Below are 22,166 nucleotides of genomic sequence, written 5' to 3'. Positions count from 1 at the left end.
TTGTGATTAGTTTGTTCCATTATAAAACGTCTTCAAAGAAACAACAAACGTCTATTTGCAAAATTTTAGAAATTTTTAACAAATGTTCAATATTAAAGTGCTTATCTCTTGCACCAACTTCAGACATAGAAACGATACTAACAGATTCATACCCCATTTCTAATGCCAGTGCTAATTGTGGTATGCCTTTTTTATGCGTTGTTTTTTAACATTTTTTCCAATAGTTAAGTATGCTTTGCTAATGTTTATATCCAACAAAAATCTCTATAGTAATATTTACTATAGTAGTTTTTTATTAATACAATAATAGGAGAAAAGATGAAAAATAAGATAAAAATATTAGTATTGGCAGGCTTACTATCTTCGTCAGTATATGCACAAAGTGATTTATATTTTGGCATTGGGTTTAATGAAACAACATCAAAAAGTAGTGTTAATATTAGCGGAACAAACTACGCTTTAAAGTATAAAAAAAAATAATTACAGGGCGTTAATTGGAAAACGTTTAAGCGATAGTATAGCTATTGAATTACAATATGCTGATTTTGCTAAAGAAAATATAACGGAAAATAATGTTGCTACAGTAGTAGCAATGTCTGGCAGTAGTATTGGTGTGGCTGGCTTGTATCATTTTAATCCACAATCAGATTTTTCACCCTTTGTTAAGTTAGGTGCTCATTCTTGGGATATTACTGCTATAAATAACAATACTAGCGTATCAGCAAAAACGGATGGGACTGATGTGTTTTATGGTGTTGGTGTAGACGGTAAAATTAATGCTTTTTATTAAAAGCCCTGTGAAAAATGGGGCTTTTTATGGATATTACTATAATATTGTCAAACTGATAAGCGCGGTTTATTGGTTGTTTTTGTCAGCAGTTTTCTATTTACCTTTTTCTGAAAAGGCTTCAGTGGTTTGGCGTTTGGCTTTGTTGATAAGGTTAGAGTGTGATATTTTGCCATAATCTACTAGAGAGACAATCTCTTTGCCCTCTAAATATGTCAGGCGCTTGTGGTAACTATTAGTGAGTGCTTTACCGATAATGCTTTCCATAATTTTGGTTTTGCCAGTCTCGTTAAATTCATTAAAGGTAGTGTAATAATCCGCTCTATCAATAAACTTAATGTTAATCGGCACAAAGCCATCACGTATCAGTAAGTAATTATTTAGCGCTCTGCCAATGCGTCCATTACCATCAACAAAGGGATGAATTTGCTCAAATTGTAAATGCAATAAAGCGATGCGTTTAATGATATGTTCGTTATTTGTCGCAAAATAATCCGTCAACACTTTGTGTAATTTATCGATAATTTGCTCAGGAGCAATGGCAATATAGTTACCGACTTTTACCCATTCGTCTTTATTTCGCCATTTACCAGCAAAACTATCATTAATGTTAGCCAGCAACATTTGATGTAATAATAAAATAACCTCCAAAGTGAGTTCTGATTGTGTGGCTTTTTTGTTAAGATAGTTCACCACTCTAGCAAGATTTTTTGCCTCAAATAATTCTCGCTCAGAAATATATTTATCTAAATCAATTTGTAATAAAACTTTTTCGGTGTCACCTAGAGTTAGTGTGGAGTTTTCGATGGCGTTTGAGTTATAAACTTGCTCTCCAACCTCGGTTTCTGAAATTAAATCCAATAAGGCTTGCTTGCCTTGATAGGCTTGGTAATAGCGTTTGCGTAGACGCTGGATATTTTCAAAGGTTTTGCCATAATTAGAATAACAGTTAAATAAAAAAAGACAAATGTTATTTGTTTGGCTTTATTGTCTGTTTTTTATCTTTTTTAATCTGTTGCCTTCAATAATTGCAGTGAGAACAATGTCTTTGTCGTTTAATTCAATGGTTTTGTCTTTGAATGTCTGGGTAGTTTCATGACCTTTCCCGGCAATGAGTAGACATTCGTTTTCACCCAAAGTGATAACAGCTGTTTCAATGGCGAACTGTCTGTCTTCAATAATGTCTAATTCATAACTATCGTCAATACCACTTAAGATGTCCTCAATAATAGCTTTTGGGTTTTCAGACCTAGGATTGTCGTTGGTTAAAATAATGGTATCTGCTAGTTTTGAGGCAATCTTGCCCATTTTTGCGCGTTTGTCTTTATCTCGATTACCACCACAGCCAAAGACAATGCGAATTTTAAAGTTTGGATAGTGTTTTTGCAAAGTGCTGATGGCGTTCTCAATGGCATCGGGTGTGTGGGCGTAGTCTATCCAAGTAAGATGAGGGTCAATTTTCTGCATTCTACCGGGTGGTGGCGATAGTTGATGAAGTAGCGGAATAATATCATCGCGTTTAAATCCAAGCGTTTCAACACTGCTTAATGCTGCTAAAACGTTCAGCAAATTAAATTCACCTAAAAATGGGATTTCAAAAACATAATGGTCTAATTGTACTAAAAAGCCTTGTTCAATGATTTTGACTGAGTCAAAATCACTTAGAGAGTAGCTGATTTGTTTTTTGCCTTTAGCAGCATTTAGAAAATGTTTGTAATGACTATCATCTTGATTAAGAATAACGGATTCAACACAATCAAGAGCGAATAATTTTTGCTTGCTTGCTTGATATTCATCAAGTGTGTGATGATAATCAAGATGATCTTGAGTAAGATTGGTAAATATTGCTTGTTTAATAGTCAGTCCAGCAATTCTATCTTGAGCGAGTGCATGCGAAGAAACTTCAAGTACGGCGTGGTGGATATTGTCCTGATAGTAATTATCTAATGTTCGGTAAAGCGTTAAAATATCCGGCGTTGTATTAAGGGACGACTGCTGACTATGAGTGATACCCAAAGTGCCAATCAAGCCATTTTTAACCCCAAGTTTGGTTAGTAATTGCGAGACAAAGTGGGCGACAGAAGTTTTGCCATTTGTGCCTGTAATACCTGTGATATTAACTTTTGTGGCATTGCTATAAAAAGTGCTTGCCAGTGTTTGTAAATATTGAGATAAGTTGTCAATGCAAATAGATTGGATGGCGCATTCTATCTCTTTTGAGTCAACTAATATAGCAACGCAGCCTTTGTCAATCGCTTGGCTGATATAATCAGCACCGTGTGCCGATTCTCCTTGGAGGACGATAAACAAATCGCCAGGTTGTGCGCTTTGAGTATTAAGACACAGACCTTTTATCTCTATGTCTATTTTAGTTTGTACAATGTTGGCTAAAAGCTGGGCAATATTCATACCGGTATTATAAGATTTTTTACAAGTTATATAGCGACACTGTAAATATTTTTTATAAAACTATTTTTAAATTGCACACTTTTCGTTATACTCCACACTAACTCTGGTGTTTTTTTCTTGATTTTAAACAAAGGTGTTATTTTTTAGTGTATCTTTTTAGGTGAAAAAATCAGTTAGAATTTTATGTTATTTTTTTAACAAATAGTTTTCTGGGGGGTTATGGCGTTAACACGTAGAGATTTTATTAAAGTATTGGGTGCTGGTTCGGCAGCAGGTTTGATTAGTGGTTGTGGGAATGATGCAGATAAGTTGTCTTCTCAAGACAATAGATACGAGGTGGCAAAAACAGGCAATGCCCGTATTTTGCATATCACTGATACTCATGGTAACTTACTCCCTAATTATTTTCGTGAGCCTAATATTAATCTAGGTTTTGGTCCTACCTTTGGGCAATTGCCACATGTTGTGGGCAACAAACTACTTAAGCAAATTGGCGTTAAGGCAGGTTCAGCTGATGCTTATGCTTTTACTTACAACAACTTTGAAGAGTTAGCAGCTAAATACGGCAAGACAGGTGGTTTTGGTCAAATTAAAACCGTGCTAGATTCATTGCGTGAAAGCGCAGGTGGCATACAAAATACACTCACCTTAGATGGTGGCGATACCTGGCAAGGCTCAGGCACGTCACTTTGGACGCGTGGTGCTGATATGGTTGAAGCTTGTAATATTCTAGGGGTAGATGTTATGGTTGGCCATTGGGAGTTTACTTATAAAGAAGAAGAAACACTAAAAAACATTGGCTTTTTTAAAGGTGACTTTTTAGGTCAAAATGTACGCATTATAGAAGATGCATTAATGGGTGATGAGTACATCACCATGACTGAAAAGTATGGCGGTAACGGTCTGTTTGATGAGGATGAGGGGCTGCCATTCAAGCCTTATGCGATTAAAAATGTTGGTGGTCATCGTATTGCAGTGATTGGTCAAGCTTTTCCAAGAACATCAAATGCCAATCCGAAAAAATATTTCTTTCCAGATTGGTCGTTTGGTTTACGTGAGGATGAAATGAGCGAGTTGGTTGCTGATATTCGTAAAAATGAAAAACCAGATGCCATTATTATAATTTCGCATAATGGTATGGATGTTGATATCAAAATGGCATCACGTATTAGTGGTATTGATGCAATTTTTGGTGGTCATACGCATGATGGTATGCCTACGCCAGTTGAGGTTAAAAATGCAGGTGGCGTTACTGTTGTTACTAATGCAGGCTGTTCGGGTAAGTATATTGGCGTCATGGATTTGAACATTAAAGACCATAAGGTTATAGGCTATGAATACAAAATGTTGCCTATTTTGACTGACTTTATTAAGCCTGATGCAGCCATGGTGTCGTTTATTAATAAAATGCGTACTACTAAATATGACAAAGATGTGGTCGAAGCACGTAGTGCTAAGATGTCAAACAACCCTGATCGCGTTGGTAAAACCTATGATGCAATTTTGACGGAAAAATTATGCACCACCGAGCAAACTCTATATCGTCGTGGTAATTTTATGGGTACTTGGGATCAAGTGCTGGTTAATTCACTACGTGAAGAGCACGATGCAGACTTTGCTATGTCAGCAGGTGTTCGTTGGGGTACCAGCGTACCAGCAGGGCACGACGTAACAATGGAAGATTTAATGACCAACACTTCAATGACTTATGGTGAAACTTACGTGAATGAGTTAAAAGGCTCACAACTTAAAGAAATCTTAGAAGGTATTGCTGAGAACTTATTTGTACAAGACCCATATTTACAGTCAGGTGGCGATATGGTGCGCATGGGTGGTATGGATTATACGATTGACCCAGCTTTAGGTCTTGGTCAGCGTATTAGCAATATGAAAGATGATGAGGGCACACCTATTGATCCGAATAAATCTTATAAAGTATCAGGTTGGGCACAGGTAGGCAGTGTTGGCAATGGTCGTTTAATGTGGGATGTGGCAGCAGATTATTTACGCAAACAAAAGCATCTTAATTTGACTAAAGTTAATCATCCGACCATTAAGGGCGTAAACAACAACCCTGGTATTGAAAACTATGATGGCAAACTGATTTAAATTTTCAATAAATATTATTATAGTCTTAGCGTGTTAGATAAACTAAAAAATACCATTAAAAATCTTTGGTTTCGCGACCTAGGCGAGAATCCTATACATATTAATGATACTGCGTACGTGTTCGTGTAGGTATTTTGTTGATTATCCCGATTTATATGATCTTCACTTTGATTGATGCGGTACTCAATACCACCTCAGTGGACACCTTTGAAACCGATTAGGACGATCATATTATTTATCAAGTAGAGGTAACAAAAAGAGTGTTTGACTATTCTTTTCAAACCAAATTGCTGGTTTATGCTTTGATTGAAATGCTACTAGGTATGTCAACTATTGGCGCACGATTTTCTCCCACGATTTTATTAGTCAGTTTTTTAGTGATTGGTAGAAAGCCTGAATGGAAGCCTATCGGTCCTAAGCGTTGTGCTTGGATAATAGGGGCGAGTTTCATTTCTGTGTGTATTGTCTTTTTTAATCCAGACGCAGTTGCACTTTGGGTTAACAATTTATTAGGCACTAATATTCCTGTTGATGAAAATTATGTGCCTTCCTGGTTGGCGCTTAACTTAGTGTGGATATGCTTGTTATTTATGTGGCTAGAGGCAATTGTGGGTTTTTGTGCCGGTTGTAAAATCTATGCGCTGTTGGTTAAAATAGGCATTGTCAACCGCCACTGTGAGGCTTGTGAGAATATTGATTGGGATGAGGTTAAGCGCAAAAAACAACAGCGTCTAGATAAGAAAAATAAAAAATAAATGCCGTATTTGATTAAGGTCATCGCCTTATTTTGGCTGTTAATCGGTGTGTCAATAGCAGATGTGGTCAAGCCTGCTTTGGTGGAAATCTCAATCTATCCTGATAAAAAAGTCAACATTGTGATTGATTTAAGTCTTGAAGCTTTAATAACTGGCATTGGCACTCAATATAAAAATACTACAGACGCACCAAACTCAGCACAATACGATACACTTCGTTCATTAACAGCAGATGATTTGAGAGAGCAATTCAAGGCTTTTGAAACTGAGTTTCTGAATTATATTTTATTAACAATCAATGAAAGACCTCAACAGCTAACACTGACTTCAGCAAAGATTGATATTGTGGGCTATAAGAAAAGACCTAGAAAAACCCTATTAACTTACTCAACCCAACTGAGAAAGTGGCCAAAGACTCTGTCGTGGCAATACAATAAAGCCTATGGGGATAGCGCATTGCGTTATCAAATATATGAAGAGGGTGAATATAATTGGAGTCAGTGGCATTGGTTGCGTAATGGTGCGACAAGTGGTGTGATTGATATTAACCATCCAGAACCAATAACAACCATGCAAAGGATGCTACAATTTGTAAGTATTGGCTTTGACCACGTTATGCCATTAGGCTGGGATCATATTCTATTTATTATTGGCATGGCATTATCTTCATTGATGTGGCGACGATTGTTATTATTAGTCAGCGCTTTTACGCTAGCACACACTTTAACATTGGGTTTGGCAATGCTTGGTATTGTAGAAATATCAGGGCGAATTATTGAACCACTGATTGCCTTTTCAATTGCTTATGTGGCAATTGAAAATTTATTACCCAACCAGTCTATCAAGCGAAAAAGTATCATTGTATTCTTATTTGGACTTGTGCATGGTCTAGGTTTTTCCAGTATGTTAAAAAGTTTTAAAATGTCGTCAGACAACTTTTTAACCACATTAATCAGTTTTAATATCGGTGTTGAATTGGCACAAATTGTGATTGTATCAGGTGTAGTATTACTTTTATTTTTCATAAAATCACTGAATTTAAATTATAAAAAAATAGTCATTATCCCAACTTCAATTGTTATTTCTTTAATTGGAATTTGGTGGGGCATAGAACGAATTACTGGTTAACATTTCTATCACCTATTCTATTTCTAGCATTCTTTTACCATGATGCTTTTTTATTAAAAAAAAGAATTTAACTCAAAATTCAAACGTTAAACCAAGGCCGTAGCGGTCGTTTTCATTGTTATCTTTATCAAGTTTAATTGCTTCTGCAACAAAACGAACTTCTTTAAATAAATCATAACCATAACCCAGGCTTTTTTCTGTGCGAGATTTCCCCTGACTCTTTTTGAATGGCGAATGTTATATTGCTTTTTTATCAATTTGATAATTCAAGCCAATACCATTATATTTTGTTTTGATGGAATTCTCATTATCTACAAAGGTCAAAATATTAAATGTAGTATTATTTTCTGTTGTATACCAAGCCGGTTATACCCTTTTCATTTCTTTTTGAACTTTTACCACCTCCAAGTGAAAACCCATAATTTTTATCAGTATATTTGACTACAAGTAACTTGTGCGTCTTGTTAATATCATCTTTCGAATTATTTGAAAAACCAACAATAATATTAAAATTATTAAACTTAGGAGTTTTATAAAGAGAGACCTTTGCGTAATTCATAATTCCCTCTCCAAAATTCCATTCTTTTTATTTTTTCTAAAAAATTTACCAGATTTTCTCATCTTTGCATAAAAATCTAACAAACCACCTTTTAAATAGATGCTTTTAGCATTTATTTTTCTTATTTTTTACACCATTCCAACCTTTAAACACAACAACCCCTCAGGCTTTGCATTCGTTTGAATATATTCATGCCAGTCTTTCAAGTTGTGACTCATGGCAATTAACTGAGCCCTGGTTTTATTTCTTTCTAAACCAAGGTATCTTACCTTGCCTAAACCATGATGAAGCTTGAGCAAACCAAAGGTTCGCTCAACAATATAACGAATCGATGAGTGTTGCTTGTTCTGTTGTTTCTGTTGTTTAGTAATTAAACTCTCAGATTTCCTAAGATTTAATCGCATATCCCACAAACCCGTATAATGAGCTGGAGTATAGAACACCTCACGAGTCTCTAAAGTTAGCGAATTACCCACAACAACCTGAAATAGCACATACCATACTGCAATAGTCTAATTTTATTGGACACAAAGATAGCCTTATAATACAAACCATAAGGAGGTCAGTAATGACACAATATAAATCAAGAAAACAACGAGTGACTTTTACCGTTGAACATTCTGTTCAATACCCCCTTGAGGGGGGAACACTAGATTATGCCAAACTCATGGTGCATGAGAATTACACCAATAAAAAAAATCATGATAATATCAGGAGCTTGCTCCTCAGCAGTTAGCAGATGGAGAAAACAATACCTAGCAGAGCTTGGTGGACAAACACCAGAGTCAGGCAAAGCGCTGACTTCTGAACAACAAACAATACAACTGCTTGAGAAACAACTTTGGCGCGCACAAAGGGACAATGAAATCTTAAAAAAGGCAACAGCCTTGTTCGCTGTGGACAATCACCAAGTGATATGATTATCAAGATAAACAAGGCTTGCCAACAATACAATACTAAAGAATTATGAGCATTACTCAAACTTCCTCGCAGTAGTTATTACTATCAAGTCAAAGATAAGCGAGTAAACAACAACACCAACGCTATGATTAAATTAATCAAACAAACTGCTATTGAAGTTGGATACACCTATGGCAAACGCAGAATGCGAGTAGTTTTGAATAACCAAGGTTATAACATTGGTATTTACCAAACTGCAACGCTAATGAAAAAAGCCAATGTAGTTGCCATACGCCCAAGAAAGCGTCATTATTACCCTAATACTAGATTGATGTTTAAAAAGGCAAAAAACCTATTAAATCGTGTGTTTGAGCAGCAATCAATTAATACGCATTGGGTTGGTGATATTACCTATATCAAAACCTATCAAGGTGGGAGTTATTTAGCCAGTGTGTTGGATTTAGGCTCAAGACAAGTTGTTGGTTGGGCATTGTCAAAACAGCCTAATGCTCAGTTGGCAAAGGATGCGCTTAGTAATGCTGTGTCTAGACACCAGCCCAATACAAATAAACACATGTTCCACTCTGATCAAGGGACTCAATACTCTTCTAAAGTTTTTATTGATTATTGCAACAAGAACAACATTACTCAAAGCATGAGCAGGCGAGGTAATTGTTGGGATAATGCGGTCATGGAGCGTTTCTTTAGAAGTCTGAAGACTGAGAGATTAAATTATCAAAGTTTTGCAAATCATAGTGAAGTCGTGCAAAATGTAGAGGGTTATATCTACTTGTATAATTACAAAAGGATTCATTCAGCGATTGGGTATTTAACACCTGCTCAAAAGATGGCTGAATTGAAAAAAGCGGCTTGAAATGTGTCCAAGTAGGTTAGAGCATTGCAACCTTGTCTATTCCAAATACTACCAAGACAGTTAAAGAGGTCAATCAAATTCTGAAGGATGAAACGACCACAAATACAGCTAATTTAGCAACGATAGAAGTTACGATGCCCCTGCACAAACTAATCCTGATTTAGACAATGATGGTACGCTCAATGCTAATGATGCTTTTCCACTAGATAAAAATAAGCAAGTTGACACTGATAATAATGGTGGGTAATAATGCTGATACCGATGATGACGGTGATGGCACCTTAGATAATAAGGATGCATTTCCATTAGACAGTAGTGAACAACTCGATACTGATAACGACGGCGTGGGCGATAATACTGATACTGATACTGGTACAAATGCAGATTCTGTTTCTTGCGCACTACTAAGAGACTGTGATGGCGATGGTGTATTTGATGCTACTGATGGAGCCATTACTACCAATACTGGTAACATTAACACCAACAGTACAAACATTGGCAACAATAACACCAGTGTCGGTACTAATAGTGACGACATCAACACTAACAATGGTCGTCTCACTACTTTAGAAGCGAGTGTTAAAAGTTTAGGGGGGTGATAACGACATTGCAACAAGTTTTGGTAATATTGGCAGTACACTCGATAGATTATGGCAGTCGCATCAGCACTCTAGAAAATAGTGGTGGTTCAAGCCCAACATTTACTATAGCGGATAACCCAATCATTTATGTTAACTGTAGTACTGGCTCTTTACAACAAGCGATTAAAAGATCGCCCTTACACGGCAAGGTTATTATTGAAATCTCTGGCACTTGTACCGACGATATCTACCTGCATAAAAGCCTCACCATTCGAGGCAATCCTGATGATGGCGTAGATACAGTTACTGGCGATGCAAGTGGATTTAGCAGTGCAGCAAAGTGAAAGTTACAACTTTAACGCAACTAATCCAGTTGGCTTGGTACAAAAAGAATTTAACAAACACGTTGAATTTTGCATCAAGCAATGATGGTGATTCTGGTTTAATTGTGTTTGGCAATACTTCGGTATCTTTAACAAGGCAAAAATAACACAAGTAGTAATCTTGGCGTGTATCTAAACGCTTCATTTGAGCAAATAAAACGTAGTGCAGACTGTTCAAATAATCGTATTAATGGTAATTTAGAGGTTTGTGAAAATTGAAGTTTGTGCAGGCTCTTCTATGAGTTTAAGCGGTATTGATGCTAATGCAATTTTGGTCACCTCAAAAAAGATTGATATTGATGGAAATTCGTCATTTGAAGTCGATACTTGGGATGATAATAACAGCATAGTTAATAGCGTCGTGATTCAACCGCCACAAGGTGAAACTGGACAAATCCAAGTTGAGAGCAATTCTAATCTAGATTTTGAGGTTGGTGGTACAATTGTTATGAATGTTCAATTAAATAACAGCTCTCATATGTATACAGGCAGCAATACAGTTATTGATGGTGGTTTATTCGTAAGCACTTACAGTTCTTATTTTGCTGAAAATAGCAACATTGTTGCAGACCCTGGTACTTTTAATAAATCAGTATCTGGCGGCATTACTTGTTATAATTCACAAGCAACAGATATCGACAATAGCAACAGTATTTATCGAAGCATATGTCCAACTAATTAATAAATTTAGCATATGGGTTCACTGATTTACAAAAAAATATCATTAAACAAACTACTAAAAAAACATTTTAATCATCAAGCAACAGTTAGATTATTTGACTCAAGAATAGATGACAACCTTAAAGGTGGTGATATTGATTTATTGTTAGAATTTAGTGAAAAAACCACACATTTAACGCGTAAAGTATTGCGTTTTAATACGCTTTTACAAAAACAATTGGGCGTTCAAAAAATTGACATTATCACCCTAGAGCCAAATCAAATACCAAATGCCATTCAACAACAAGCGCTTAAAACAGGGATAGAATTAACCAAATTATGATTCTTCTTGACAAGGAAGATTTGTTAGTAAAAGGCGTAGTTGGACGCTTATTCTTGCAAGATAATTTAAATACTAAGTGGTTAGAAAACGCCTAAGGGCATTGACAGGTTAGAATCTTTTGTGTCTAAATTTTCACGCATGCAAGACATGTTTGTGGATAAATTATTACCACTTTTCCTCAAGCAATCTGGCGAAATCCAAAAAACGGCGATTGATAATCTACATCGATTAGAGCGGCTTAATATTATTAATAATACTGACAATTGGGTAGACATGCGTCTATTGGCAATAAACTGGTACACGAATATATGGATGACGCCGTTTAATTACTTGAACACTTGTTGTTGGCTAAAAAAATTTCCTTTGAACTAAGCCAAGGCTTTACAAACCTTAAACACATTTTAGAAAAATCATAATTAGTTTATAAAGTATAATTATTAGTTTGTTATTTTAGGAAACTAATTATGAAAAATGCTTTTTATGCACAATCAGGTGGCGTGACTGCTGTGATTAATGCATCAGCTTGTGGCGTGATTGAAACAGCACGCAAACATCCAGATAAAATCGGTACGGTATATGCAGGTCAAAACGGCATCATTGGCGCGTTAACTGAAAATTTAATTGACACATCAAAAGAATCTAATGCTGATATTAAAGCCTTAAAACATACGCCTTCTGGTGGCTTTGGCTCTTGTCGTTATAAGATGAAATCTTTAGAAGCCAACAAGGCAGAATACGAAAGATTAATCGAAGTCTTTAAAGCGCATAATATTGGTTATTTCTTTTACAATGGCGGTGGCGATTCAGCAGATACTTGCCTAAAGGTTTCTCAATTATCTGAATCAATGGGCTACCCAATTCAAGTCATTCATGTGCCTAAAACAGTGGATAACGACTTACCAATTACAGATAATTGCCCAGGGTTTGGCTCGGTTGCTAAATATATTGCTGTTTCTACTATGGAGGCTAGTTTTGACGTCGCCTCAATGGCAGCAACCTCAACTAAAATTTTCGTTCTTGAAGTGATGGGTCGTCATGCGGGTTGGATTGCAGCAGCAGGTGGTTTGGTTGATGATTCAATTCCTGTGGTGATTTTATTCCCAGAAGTTGATTTTGATGAAAAGAAATTCTTAGCTAAAGTTGACAAAAATGTCAAAGAATTTGGTTACTGCACAATTGTTGTATCCGAAGGCACAAAATGGCCAGATGATCGTTTCCTAGCAGAGCAAGGTACTCGTGATGACTTTGGTCATCCACAACTTGGTGGCGCAGCACCTGTTGTTGCTAATTTAATCAAAGATGCCTTGGGTTATAAATACCACTGGGCAGTTGCAGATTACTTGCAACGTGCTGCTCGTCACTTAGCCTCAAAATCCGATGTTGAACAAGCTTATGCACTAGGTGAAGCGGCTGTTAATATGGCACTTGAAGGCAAAAATTCAGTCATGCCTGCCATTATTCGCACCTCAAACAACCCTTATACTTGGGAGATTGGTTCAGGTGAGTTAAAAGATGTCGCTAACATTGAAAAAATGATGCCTATGAACTACATTTCTGACGATGGTTTTGGCATTACCGACGCTTGCCGTGAATATTTACAACCACTTATCGAAGGTGAAGACTATCCACCATATAAAAATGGCTTGCCTGATTATGTGGTGATGAAAAAAATAATGGCGGATAAAAAATTACCCCCATTCGAGATTTAAGCCTTATTACAAGGGGCAAGGCTTCCTTATTTTTAACTAAAAAATATTAACTAAAAACAGACAAGGAGAAAAAATGAACATAATTTTATTAGGCCCTCCGGGCGCAGGCAAAGGTACTCAAGCAACTAACATTTGTCAAAAGTATTCAATTCCTAAAATCTCAACTGGCGATATGTTACGCGGTGCTGTTAAAGCAGGTACGCCATTAGGTGTTGAAGCTAAAAAAGTCATGGATGCGGGTGGTTTGGTTTCTGATGATATTATTATCAGCTTAGTTAAAGAAAGAATTCAAACGAATGATTGTGAAAATGGCTTTTTATTTGATGGCTTTCCACGCACAATCGCTCAAGCAGAAGCCTTAAAAACGGATGGCGTTAAGATTGACTTTGTGGTTGAAATTCAAGTGCCAGATGAAGATATTATCGCACGCATGTCAGGTCGTCGTGCTCACTTAGCATCAGGTCGCACTTATCACATTGTCTACAACCCGCCTAAAGTTGAAGGTATTGATGATATCACTGGTGAAGAACTAGTACAACGTGTAGACGATGCTGAAGATACAGTACGTGCACGTCTAGAGGTTTATCATGAGCAAACCCAACCACTGGTTGATTATTATCAATCTTGGATGAATAAAGATAGCGCTGCACCTAAATATGGTGCAGCTGTTGGCGTAGGCACGCTTGATGAAGTTAGAGATCGTGTTTACGCACAACTAAGCTAAGTGATTTAATCTCTTATGACTAAATTTGGTCCAAGAGAAATTAACATTCCCTTTCGCCCCATCCCTTTGGATGTGCCGCAGGGGATTGAAACCTAACGAGTTTTTTAACTCGCCTGAAAGTCTTCAAGATTTAACCCAAAATAACGGTTTATTAACCAACGATGAAGATTTACTGCTTTATCGAAAAGCTCTGGGGCATTCAAATGAATTCGATTGTTCTATTATTTATAACACCTCCAAAAGTATTCTAAACCCTTTGGGTCGTCCAGTGCGACGCACGCAATTACCTGATAAGGCAAAAAATGTATGGAATCGCATGAACCAAATTATCATTGGTTTTATGTTGGAACATTACCCAGGTCCAGACAAGCATCTCATTCTTGCTGGCGAAGCATCACTGGATGCCACTTGGCCAATGGTTAATGCAGGTGTACCCAGTATTAGAATGCTGCATAATCACTTTATCGTCTTTGATAAAGAAGCGCTTACACACGCAAAACTGGCTGACACTAACAATCCTAGCTTAACAGATGGTGGTCAACACTCCTTATTTACTGCCTATATGCAGGATATTACACTGAATTTTTATCCGCTTTAGACTTAAAAATACTTAAGCCCATCACTGGTGAAGCCTCAAGTCTTAAACTAACTAGATATCCAAAAGGATTGCCTAGTTGGGAAATTCAAGGCGGTATTGAGAGTCTCAAAAATATTGATTTTTGGAAAGAGTACGATCAAGTTTTAAAAGGCTTTTTAGACTTCTATCGCAGTTTTTTGCTCAAGTATCCAGTAGAAATTCTGGCGTACCAAATAATGCCTACTTCCCAAAAGAAATTGAGAAAATTCTATTGTTTAATAATCATTTTTATTTGCTGCTAAAAAAGTGCGTGACAAATGCGTTAATGATGCCAAATATTCATCCTCCATTCGCTGGCAACCAGCATTCAAACAGCTTATCTATCGCAATGGTGACAATAAACTCATTGTCACCATTTCCCAAAATTCAATTGGCAATGCTATTACAGAACTTTTAGGCGTGGTGGTTAAGCGCACCTCAGATGCTTCAAGTTATGAGAAAGCTGAGCCTGCCCTGATTAAAAAACTACTTAAACTCAGATCTCGCTTAATTGAGGCAAATTTAGGTCATGGTATTAAAACCAAATATTGGAACGAGAACTAGCACTCAATAACACTCTATCAATAATTAACATAAGTTAGTTCTATTAAATTATTAGATTATCATCTTACTATATAGGCAGTTATTAACTATAATCAATCCTGAAGAAAATTTGCACACAACTAAAAAGGAGAAAATAAAGTAATGGATACAATTCTTATCCTTGCCATTTCGGCATCAATTATCGCTGTTTTATACGGCCTGTTTACAATTACCTGGATTAACAAACAACCTGCAGGTAATGACAAAATGAAGGAAATTTCAGACGCAATTGCACAAGGTGCAAATGCTTACCTAGATCGTCAATATTCAACCATTGCTATGGTAGGTATTGTGCTGCTTATTATCATTACTTACTTTTTAGGTGTTACCGTTGGTCTTGGCTTTTTAGTGGGCGCAGTATTGTCAGGTGCAACAGGCTACATTGGTATGAACGTGTCAGTTAAATCTAATTCTCGCACAGCGCAAGCAGCCAATAACGGCATGAATGCCGCTTTTCAAGTTGCTTTTAAAGGTGGTACTGTTACAGGTATGTTGGTTGTTGGTTTGGCACTATTAGGTGTTTCTGGTTATTATGCTGGCATGATTGAATATGGCGTTGCACAAAAAGACGCATTGCATGCGCTTATTGGTCTTGCATTTGGTGGCTCACTCATTTCAATTTTCGCGCGTTTAGGTGGTGGCATCTTTACTAAAGGTGCTGATGTTGGTGCTGACATTGTTGGTAAAGTTGAAGCTGGTATTCCAGAAGACGATCCACGCAATCCTGCAGTAATCGCTGACAATGTTGGTGACAACGTTGGTGATTGTGCAGGTATGGCTGCTGACTTATTTGAAACTTATGCAGTTACTATTATTGCAACTATGATGCTTGCAGGTGTTCTAGGCTTGGGCGATAGTGCCGTTTTGTACCCCTTGGCTTTAGGTGCAGCTTCAATTATTGCCTCTATTGTAGGTACTTTTTTTGTTAAAGTCTCCGATGATGGCTCTATCATGGGTGCTCTATATAAAGGCTTAATCGTTTCAGCAGGACTGGCTGCAATTGCTTTTTACTTTATCACCAATGATATGAATATGGGCATGAATTTATTCTACGCATCACTTATTGGTTTAGCACTAACAGCTGTTATGGTTGTGGTAACAGAGTACTACACGTCAACTGAATATAGCCCTGTGCAACATATTGCCGAAGCATCACTCACAGGTGATGGTACTAACGTTATTGCTGGTATTGGCTTGAGTATGAAATCTACTGCCCTTCCTGTATTTGCAGTATGCGCGAGTATTTGGGGTGCGCATGAACTGGGTGGCCTATACGCCATTGCAATTGCAGCAACGGCTATGCTATCAATGACAGGTGTTATTGTCGCACTTGATGCCTATGGTCCAATTACGGACAATGCAGGTGGCATCGCAGAAATGGCTAACCTTCCAGAAAAAATTCGCAACATTACCGACCCTCTAGACGCTGTTGGTAATACCACCAAAGCGGTAACCAAAGGCTATGCAATTGGTTCTGCTGGTTTAGCAGCATTGGTATTGTTTGCTGACTTTACTAATGAACTACGTACTATTGAACAATTCAAAGACATTGCATTTGACTTATCTAACCATAAAGTAATCATTGGTTTATTCTTAGGCGGTTTAGTGCCTTATTTGTTTGGTGCAATGGCAATGGAAGCTGTTGGTCGTGCTGCAAGTGGTATTGTCAATGAAGTTCGTCGCCAATTTAGAGAAATGCCAGGCATTATGGATTACACGCAAAAGCCTGATTATTCTAAAGCAGTTGATATGCTAACCAAATCTGCCATTAAAGAAATGATATTACCTTCTATTCTGCCAATTGCATTTCCAGTTATCGTTGGCTTATTATTAGGCGCTGAGGCGCTAGGGGGATTATTAATCGGCTCTATTGCAACGGGTATCTTTGTTGCAATTTCAATGACCACGGGTGGTGGTGCATGGGACAACGCTAAAAAATATATCGAAGACGGTCACTTTGGCGGTAAAGGCTCAGACGCTCACAAAGCTGCTGTCACCGGTGACACAGTGGGCGACCCATACAAAGACACAGCAGGACCTGCTATTAATCCACTGATTAAAATTATTAACATTGTTGCGATTATGATTATTCCTCTTTTGTAATAATCAATTGATCCATTAAAAAAGGAGGGTGACTTACTCCTCTTTTTTTATGCCTGAAGCAATAAACAACCAAAGAAAAGAAATTATTATGCTTATTAACAGAACATTTCACACTATTAAAACAAAAAAAGACATGAGTAACATGTCTTTTTTTAACTTTAAATCTTAAATAGATGTTATTTTTGAATATGTAAATTTAGGTCTTTGGTGTGTTTACTGAGCATAAAATCTGCTTGCGCTTTTAATAACTTATCCGCACATTCGTACAAATCGTTATATTCAGGAACACCAGTATCAAAACGCTGATCAGTCAAATAATAAAAGAAACTTTTATAGGAAAATGCACCCATTTTTAAAATAATAAAAGTTGAGTTTTTATCTTCCCAAACGACTGCTGGAGCAAGCGTTAGCTCATCCTCACCTTCTTTGGTAATTTCAATATCAGCCAAATTAACTTCAATTTTTTCTTTCCTCCAACGATGGTCAACCGCACTTTGAATGGTCTTTATTTCTGATTCTGAAAAGTCAATACTCATAATTAATGCATTGTTAATAATTGTTCCATATCTGGCTGCTTATCTATCATGCCACCTGCTTCAATTTCTTCATCCGTTGCATCACGCACCAGAAGAATTTCGAGCGAAAACTTAACTTCACGACCACAAAGAGGATTATTACCATCAATGGTGACTGTTTTATCATCCACCTTAGTTACTAAAAACTCCTTGGGGTCTCCCTTGGAATTCTCCATAATAACTTTGGTGCCAACTTTTTGATATTCTGGTGGAACATTTTCAATTTTATCAATAAAAACTAAAGTTTCGTCACGAGATCCATAGATTTTTTCTACATCAATGTTAATCTCAATGATATCGCCTTGCCCCCTGCCTTCTAACTCGGCAATAACCTCTTTGCCTAGTGTATCGTTGACACCGTGCACATAGCCGACTGGATACTCAATTTCTGAAAAGACATTGCCGGTTTTCTTATCAATGACTTTATAGATAAGCTCAACATATTTAGCTTCTTGAATAATATTATCCACAACTTTTAAAAAATTGTTGTGCCAAAAATCTTTACCACATTATCTTCATAACCAAGCACAAGTCTTCCTAAATATTCGCCCTCTTTTTTAGAGTGGGTTTGCTTATACAATACAGTCACATGCTGACCACGGCGAATCATACCTAAATATTCTGCGCCCTTTTCAAGACCCTTAGTTAGTTCACTACGAGCAAATTGCTTACCCATTTCAATTTCATTAGCGCCACGCAAAAAATCCTCTGAAAAATGACGACTAAAAGCACCATAATTACTATTATTAGAATATTTAACCAAGTCATCCCACATTGGGCTTGCAATCGCTAAAATTTCTTCATCTGTTTTATCAATAATGTTCATTTATCTAATACTCCACTCTTTTTAGTACCCCACTTGAGGGTGATAAAACCTTCTTTCTTAAAATATACAATAGATAAAAAAGACCAACATACAAATGTTAGTCTTTTTATCGAAATAAAAATTTAAACTAAATCTCTATTTTTCATCTTCCTCGTCAACTAAATGGTAACAAGGCGCCTTCTCTAGTGTGTATTCACCAGTAACACGATCACGATGAGAAACTGTCAATACATGCCAATTTTTATCATCTAATTTCATGGCATCACCACGATAATAGTAACCAGGCCAGCGAGTTTCTTTACGGAACAAGGTATGCTGAGTCACACATTCAGAAGTACGGTGACGGTGTTTTAACTCCCACCCACGCATCAATTGATGAAGATCTTCTGCACCAATATGCTCTAAATCTTCTTCTAAAATAGCTAACTTCTTCAAGCCTATATTTAGCAACTTGTCGTTGGTTACATAAGAAACTGTAACACCGCCACAATACTCATCCATAAGCTTTTGCAAACGTTGCAATCCACTCATTGGTAAAATGTAACTTGGTGATACTGTGCCAGCAACAATTTCATTACGACCAATTGTATAATTCTCTAAAGGTTTAAAGATTTGCGCTTTACGATCAGCAATTTGCTTGTCAGATACTTTAATCCCTTCTGCTTTGCCATCATCAATGTACTTACAAGCAGCCTTAGCAGCTAAACGACCTTCAGTAAATGAGCCTGATGAGAATGCATGTGGCGTACCACCAACAGCATCACCTGCACCAAACAAACCATCCACCGTCGTCATACGATTATAACCCCAGAAGTATTCATCAGGAGAAATATCCTCAGGACCTGAACACCATGCACCACAACCAGTAGCATGTGAGCCCATTACATACGGCTCAGATGTTGTTAATTCAGGGTTTTCATATTTAGGATCAACATCTGTTGCTGCCCAAAGTACTGCCTGACCAACTGTCATGCCTAAGAAGTTCTCCCAACCCACTTCTTCTAAATGAGGGTCTTGGAATGCTTCCATTGTTACCATGTGAATTGGACCACGACCAGCATTTACCTCACTGATAAATGCATGATTACGCAAGCAAGTTGGAATTGGTTTATGAGACAAATGTTGACCTTCTGTATCTAAGTATTCTTTACCGACCATTTTCGATAATGCTGGGAACCATTTAGATTCATACTCATCACCATAACCATTTTGAGTATAAGTTTTAAGGTGTAAGAAATATGCGCCAACAGGGCCATAACCATCTTTAAATCTAGCAAGAACGATACGGTTTTCCATTTGTGTCATCTTCGCACCAGCTTCAATTAGTAAGCCATATGCAGAACCAGAAGACCATGGTGCATACCACACACGACCCATACCTTCACCTACTGAACGAGGCTTAAAGATATTAGACGCACCACCAGCACCAACAATAGTAGCCTTAGACTTAAACACGTGATAGTTGCCAGTACGTACGTTAAAACCGACAGCACCAGCAACACGATTTTCCTGTGCGTCATCCATTAGCAAATGGGTAACCATAATACGGTTGTAAACTTTGTCAACTTGCTTAGTTGCAGCTTCAGCAACGATAGGCTTATATGACTCACCGTGAATCATAATCTGCCAACGACCTTCGCGCATGTAAGCACCAATGTCTTTTCTCTTAGGGTCCTTCATTAATGGAAGACCCCATTCTTCAAACTTATGTACTGCGGAGTCAACATGGCGAGCCATATCAAACAGCAAGTCTTCACGAACCATACCCATTAAATCCATACGCGCATAACGCACGTGATCTTCAGGATTGTTCTCACCGAAACGAGTGCCCATATAGCAGTTAATCGCGTATAGACCTTGAGCAACAGCACCTGAACGATTAATATTTGCTTTTTCTGCAATGATGATCTTTTTATTACGACCCCAATATCTAGCCTCATAAGCGGCACCCGTACCACCTAAACCAGCACCAACAACTAAAATATCAATGTTGTCTTCTACAATTGTTTTAATACCCATTAGTAGTACACTCCTTGTTTAAATTTCAAGCCGTTAGATTCTAACGTGTGAATATCGCCATCATCCATACGAATATATTTAGGCTCAAATGCTAACAACTGCGAGTTACGCATGTCATCACTAGGCTCAGGCTCATTTCTGAAATCAGGAATCTTGGTTCCCCATGGTTGCGTCGTAATTGGCGATAAAAAATTCTTAACACGACCGTCACGGAACTTAACTCTCCATGCAATGGTACCCTTCTCTTCGTCACGAATAACGCGAACACTGTGCCCTAATGGCGCAAAGTCTGCATAACCACGGACATCAATTGCCTGATGTGGGCATGCTTTAACACATGAATAACACTCCCAGCACATGCTTGGTTCAATATTATAAGCACGACGATATTTTTCATCAATGTGCATAATGTTAGATGGACAGATATCTACACAATGTCCACAACCATCACAACGAGTCATATATACAAAAGTTGGCATATTATTTTCCTCTCTTCTTATTTAATTAATTTAGTAGTGCTTAGGCGCTTCACGCTTAATACCAAGGCCCATATTCATTGGTGCATCTTTTAGAAGCTCCATTGAATGTCTGTTTTGTTGCCACACGTCGTCTCTTGTCTCGTGAGGCAAGTTCTCATTTGTGCCATTAGCTTTAATGATGCGCTTATTGTACGCAGCAACAGGCTTGAAGAACATATGAGAAAATTTAGACCAATATACACCGCCAAACAGGGATGCAGTAGCAAAAAGAACTAAGATAAACCACGCGCCAGTACCGCCACCAAAGATGTTCCAACCTAGTGCAGTTACTGAAGTCGCCATTAATGACAAACTAAACATGTCTTTTTTAATAACAACTCTTGTCCATGAATAACCTTCCGCTTGGCTATCTACTTTGAAGCCAAACCAGTACCAAAATGTACCAATAAATAACATGATTGCACCAACATTCCATACTTGTGCCAATATCTGAGTTTCTTGTGCACCAAAAATAATAATTGCAGTTGCACCATTAAAGAGGGTGAAACCCCACATGGTTAGGATATGTACCAATCTACGAAGTCCATTGCTAAATTCACCAGCTGTTGCAACGTCTATTGCAATTGTACTTGCTAATATATTTACTTTATCACCAGCGCTTAATACTTTAAGTCTACCTTCTTCCTTACCTAATGAACATGGTGCATCACCTGCAGCTAAATCTTTTTCAGCTTTTGCTGCTGCATTGAAAAAGTAAGTTGCACTTTTCTTATGTAGCAAATCTAGCGCCGTCATAACAACCACTAGGGCAATCATAATGACGACATACATTTGCATGTCTGCGTACGAAATACCTTCTGCTAATAAACTAGCAATTGGTGTTGAATTGATATCAATCATTGGTTTTTCTCCTTAAGTTAAATCACTCTCATTCTGAATTTCGCTAATTTTTTTTAATCAGCACTCTTTTATTTGGTCTTATTTGTCTTAACGTTTCGATGACACTTTGTTAAAATCCGACCTA

The 22,166-nt window shown here is 37.4% G+C and carries 24 protein-coding genes and 2 pseudogenes; 16 read left to right on the top strand and 10 right to left on the bottom strand.

Annotated elements, in window-relative coordinates:
• Nucleotides 1-19: 19 nt before the first annotated feature.
• Nucleotides 20-157, bottom strand: coding sequence for a hypothetical protein (locus CVFO_RS08750; RefSeq protein WP_225879303.1), 138 nt, complete (start codon nt 155-157; stop codon nt 20-22).
• Nucleotides 158-318: 161 nt separating this feature from the next.
• Between CVFO_RS08750 and CVFO_RS02265 the strand changes: the two genes are divergently transcribed.
• Both CVFO_RS02265 and CVFO_RS02260 read left to right on the top strand, forming a co-directional pair.
• The gene (locus CVFO_RS02265; protein WP_201340007.1) at nt 319-480 is read left to right on the top strand and encodes a hypothetical protein; all 162 of its coding nucleotides are present in this window, start codon (nt 319-321) and stop codon (nt 478-480) included.
• Nucleotides 467-790, top strand: a complete 324-nt coding sequence (locus CVFO_RS02260) for an outer membrane beta-barrel protein (RefSeq protein WP_201340383.1) — start codon at nt 467-469, stop codon at nt 788-790. The genes CVFO_RS02265 and CVFO_RS02260 overlap by 14 nt, the downstream gene beginning before the upstream one ends.
• 93 nt (nt 791-883) lie before the next feature.
• Here CVFO_RS02260 and CVFO_RS02255 read toward each other — a convergent pair whose 3' ends face one another.
• Nucleotides 884-1,648: a Fic family protein gene (locus CVFO_RS02255; RefSeq protein WP_225879302.1), complete on the bottom strand. Its 765-nt coding sequence runs from the start codon at nt 1,646-1,648 to the stop codon at nt 884-886.
• A gap of 123 nt (nt 1,649-1,771) precedes the next feature.
• Nucleotides 1,772-3,196, bottom strand: a complete 1,425-nt coding sequence (locus CVFO_RS02250; protein WP_201340006.1) for a UDP-N-acetylmuramoyl-L-alanyl-D-glutamate--2,6-diaminopimelate ligase — start codon at nt 3,194-3,196, stop codon at nt 1,772-1,774.
• A gap of 219 nt (nt 3,197-3,415) precedes the next feature.
• Between CVFO_RS02250 and CVFO_RS02245 the strand changes: the two genes are divergently transcribed.
• The 3 genes from CVFO_RS02245 (at nt 3,416) to CVFO_RS02235 (ending at nt 7,188) form a co-directional block, all read left to right on the top strand.
• Entirely contained in the window at nt 3,416-5,305 is a 1,890-nt protein-coding gene (locus tag CVFO_RS02245; protein ID WP_201340004.1) for a 5'-nucleotidase C-terminal domain-containing protein, read from the top strand.
• A gap of 260 nt (nt 5,306-5,565) precedes the next feature.
• Nucleotides 5,566-6,060, top strand: coding sequence for a DUF4395 domain-containing protein (locus CVFO_RS02240; RefSeq protein ID WP_342591025.1), 495 nt, complete (start codon nt 5,566-5,568; stop codon nt 6,058-6,060).
• Complete coding sequence (locus tag CVFO_RS02235; protein WP_201340002.1) at nt 6,061-7,188, top strand: HupE/UreJ family protein; 1,128 nt, start codon at nt 6,061-6,063, stop codon at nt 7,186-7,188.
• Nucleotides 7,189-7,875: 687 nt separating this feature from the next.
• Here the strand turns inward: CVFO_RS02235 and CVFO_RS02230 are convergent.
• Nucleotides 7,876-8,241: a transposase gene (locus CVFO_RS02230; protein WP_201339660.1), complete on the bottom strand. Its 366-nt coding sequence runs from the start codon at nt 8,239-8,241 to the stop codon at nt 7,876-7,878.
• 173 nt (nt 8,242-8,414) lie between these two features.
• On the opposite strand from CVFO_RS02230, the pseudogene CVFO_RS02225 reads away from it, so the two are divergent.
• From CVFO_RS02225 to CVFO_RS02180, 11 genes and pseudogenes are all read left to right on the top strand, one after another.
• Nucleotides 8,415-9,521: pseudogene (locus tag CVFO_RS02225) on the top strand (IS3 family transposase).
• Nucleotides 9,522-9,742: 221 nt separating this feature from the next.
• Nucleotides 9,743-10,120, top strand: coding sequence for a hypothetical protein (locus CVFO_RS08745; RefSeq protein WP_225879301.1), 378 nt, complete (start codon nt 9,743-9,745; stop codon nt 10,118-10,120).
• Entirely contained in the window at nt 10,117-10,446 is a 330-nt protein-coding gene (locus CVFO_RS02215) for a hypothetical protein (protein ID WP_201340000.1), read from the top strand. The genes CVFO_RS08745 and CVFO_RS02215 overlap by 4 nt, the downstream gene beginning before the upstream one ends.
• Nucleotides 10,443-10,592 carry a hypothetical protein gene (locus tag CVFO_RS08740; RefSeq protein ID WP_225879300.1) on the top strand — a complete coding sequence of 50 codons (150 nt, stop codon included), beginning with the start codon at nt 10,443-10,445 and terminating at the stop codon, nt 10,590-10,592. Before CVFO_RS02215 ends, CVFO_RS08740 begins: the two co-directional genes overlap by 4 nt.
• Nucleotides 10,593-10,693: 101 nt before the next feature.
• A complete protein-coding gene (locus CVFO_RS02210) occupies nt 10,694-11,167 on the top strand; it encodes a hypothetical protein (RefSeq protein ID WP_201339998.1) in 474 nt (157 codons plus the stop codon).
• Between the two features lie 12 nt (nt 11,168-11,179).
• Nucleotides 11,180-11,488, top strand: a complete 309-nt coding sequence (locus CVFO_RS02205; protein WP_201339996.1) for a nucleotidyltransferase domain-containing protein — start codon at nt 11,180-11,182, stop codon at nt 11,486-11,488.
• Nucleotides 11,489-11,608: 120 nt separating this feature from the next.
• The gene (locus CVFO_RS02200; RefSeq protein WP_201339994.1) at nt 11,609-11,860 is read left to right on the top strand and encodes a hypothetical protein; all 252 of its coding nucleotides are present in this window, start codon (nt 11,609-11,611) and stop codon (nt 11,858-11,860) included.
• A 92-nt stretch (nt 11,861-11,952) separates the two neighbouring features.
• Nucleotides 11,953-13,197: a 6-phosphofructokinase gene (locus tag CVFO_RS02195; protein WP_201339992.1), complete on the top strand. Its 1,245-nt coding sequence runs from the start codon at nt 11,953-11,955 to the stop codon at nt 13,195-13,197.
• Nucleotides 13,198-13,270: 73 nt separating this feature from the next.
• Entirely contained in the window at nt 13,271-13,921 is a 651-nt protein-coding gene (gene adk / locus CVFO_RS02190; protein WP_201339990.1) for an adenylate kinase, read from the top strand.
• Nucleotides 13,922-13,936: 15 nt separating this feature from the next.
• Nucleotides 13,937-15,101, top strand: a pseudogene (locus CVFO_RS02185) (hypothetical protein).
• A 141-nt stretch (nt 15,102-15,242) separates the two neighbouring features.
• Nucleotides 15,243-17,243: a sodium-translocating pyrophosphatase gene (locus CVFO_RS02180; protein WP_201339988.1), complete on the top strand. Its 2,001-nt coding sequence runs from the start codon at nt 15,243-15,245 to the stop codon at nt 17,241-17,243.
• A 176-nt stretch (nt 17,244-17,419) separates the two neighbouring features.
• Here CVFO_RS02180 and CVFO_RS02175 read toward each other — a convergent pair whose 3' ends face one another.
• From CVFO_RS02175 to CVFO_RS02150, 6 genes are all read right to left on the bottom strand, one after another.
• Entirely contained in the window at nt 17,420-17,779 is a 360-nt protein-coding gene (locus CVFO_RS02175) for a hypothetical protein (RefSeq protein WP_201339986.1), read from the bottom strand.
• A gap of 2 nt (nt 17,780-17,781) precedes the next feature.
• Nucleotides 17,782-18,288: an FKBP-type peptidyl-prolyl cis-trans isomerase gene (locus CVFO_RS02170; protein WP_201339984.1), complete on the bottom strand. Its 507-nt coding sequence runs from the start codon at nt 18,286-18,288 to the stop codon at nt 17,782-17,784.
• A 5-nt stretch (nt 18,289-18,293) separates the two neighbouring features.
• Nucleotides 18,294-18,644: a hypothetical protein gene (locus CVFO_RS02165; protein WP_201339982.1), complete on the bottom strand. Its 351-nt coding sequence runs from the start codon at nt 18,642-18,644 to the stop codon at nt 18,294-18,296.
• A gap of 135 nt (nt 18,645-18,779) precedes the next feature.
• Nucleotides 18,780-20,663, bottom strand: coding sequence for an adenylyl-sulfate reductase subunit alpha (gene aprA, locus CVFO_RS02160; protein WP_201339980.1), 1,884 nt, complete (start codon nt 20,661-20,663; stop codon nt 18,780-18,782).
• A complete protein-coding gene (gene aprB / locus CVFO_RS02155) occupies nt 20,663-21,142 on the bottom strand; it encodes an adenylyl-sulfate reductase subunit beta (RefSeq protein WP_201339978.1) in 480 nt (159 codons plus the stop codon). Before aprB ends, aprA begins: the two co-directional genes overlap by 1 nt.
• 30 nt (nt 21,143-21,172) lie before the next feature.
• Nucleotides 21,173-21,979: an adenylylsulfate reductase gene (locus CVFO_RS02150; RefSeq protein WP_201340381.1), complete on the bottom strand. Its 807-nt coding sequence runs from the start codon at nt 21,977-21,979 to the stop codon at nt 21,173-21,175.
• Between the last annotated feature and the right edge of the window lie 187 nt (nt 21,980-22,166).

The sequence above is a fragment of the Isorropodon fossajaponicum endosymbiont JTNG4 genome (assembly GCF_016592615.1).
Taxonomy (GTDB): Bacteria; Pseudomonadota; Gammaproteobacteria; order PS1; family Pseudothioglobaceae; genus Ruthia.
Note: the sequence above shows the minus strand (reverse complement) of the source record. Positions and strands in the feature narration are given on the sequence as shown.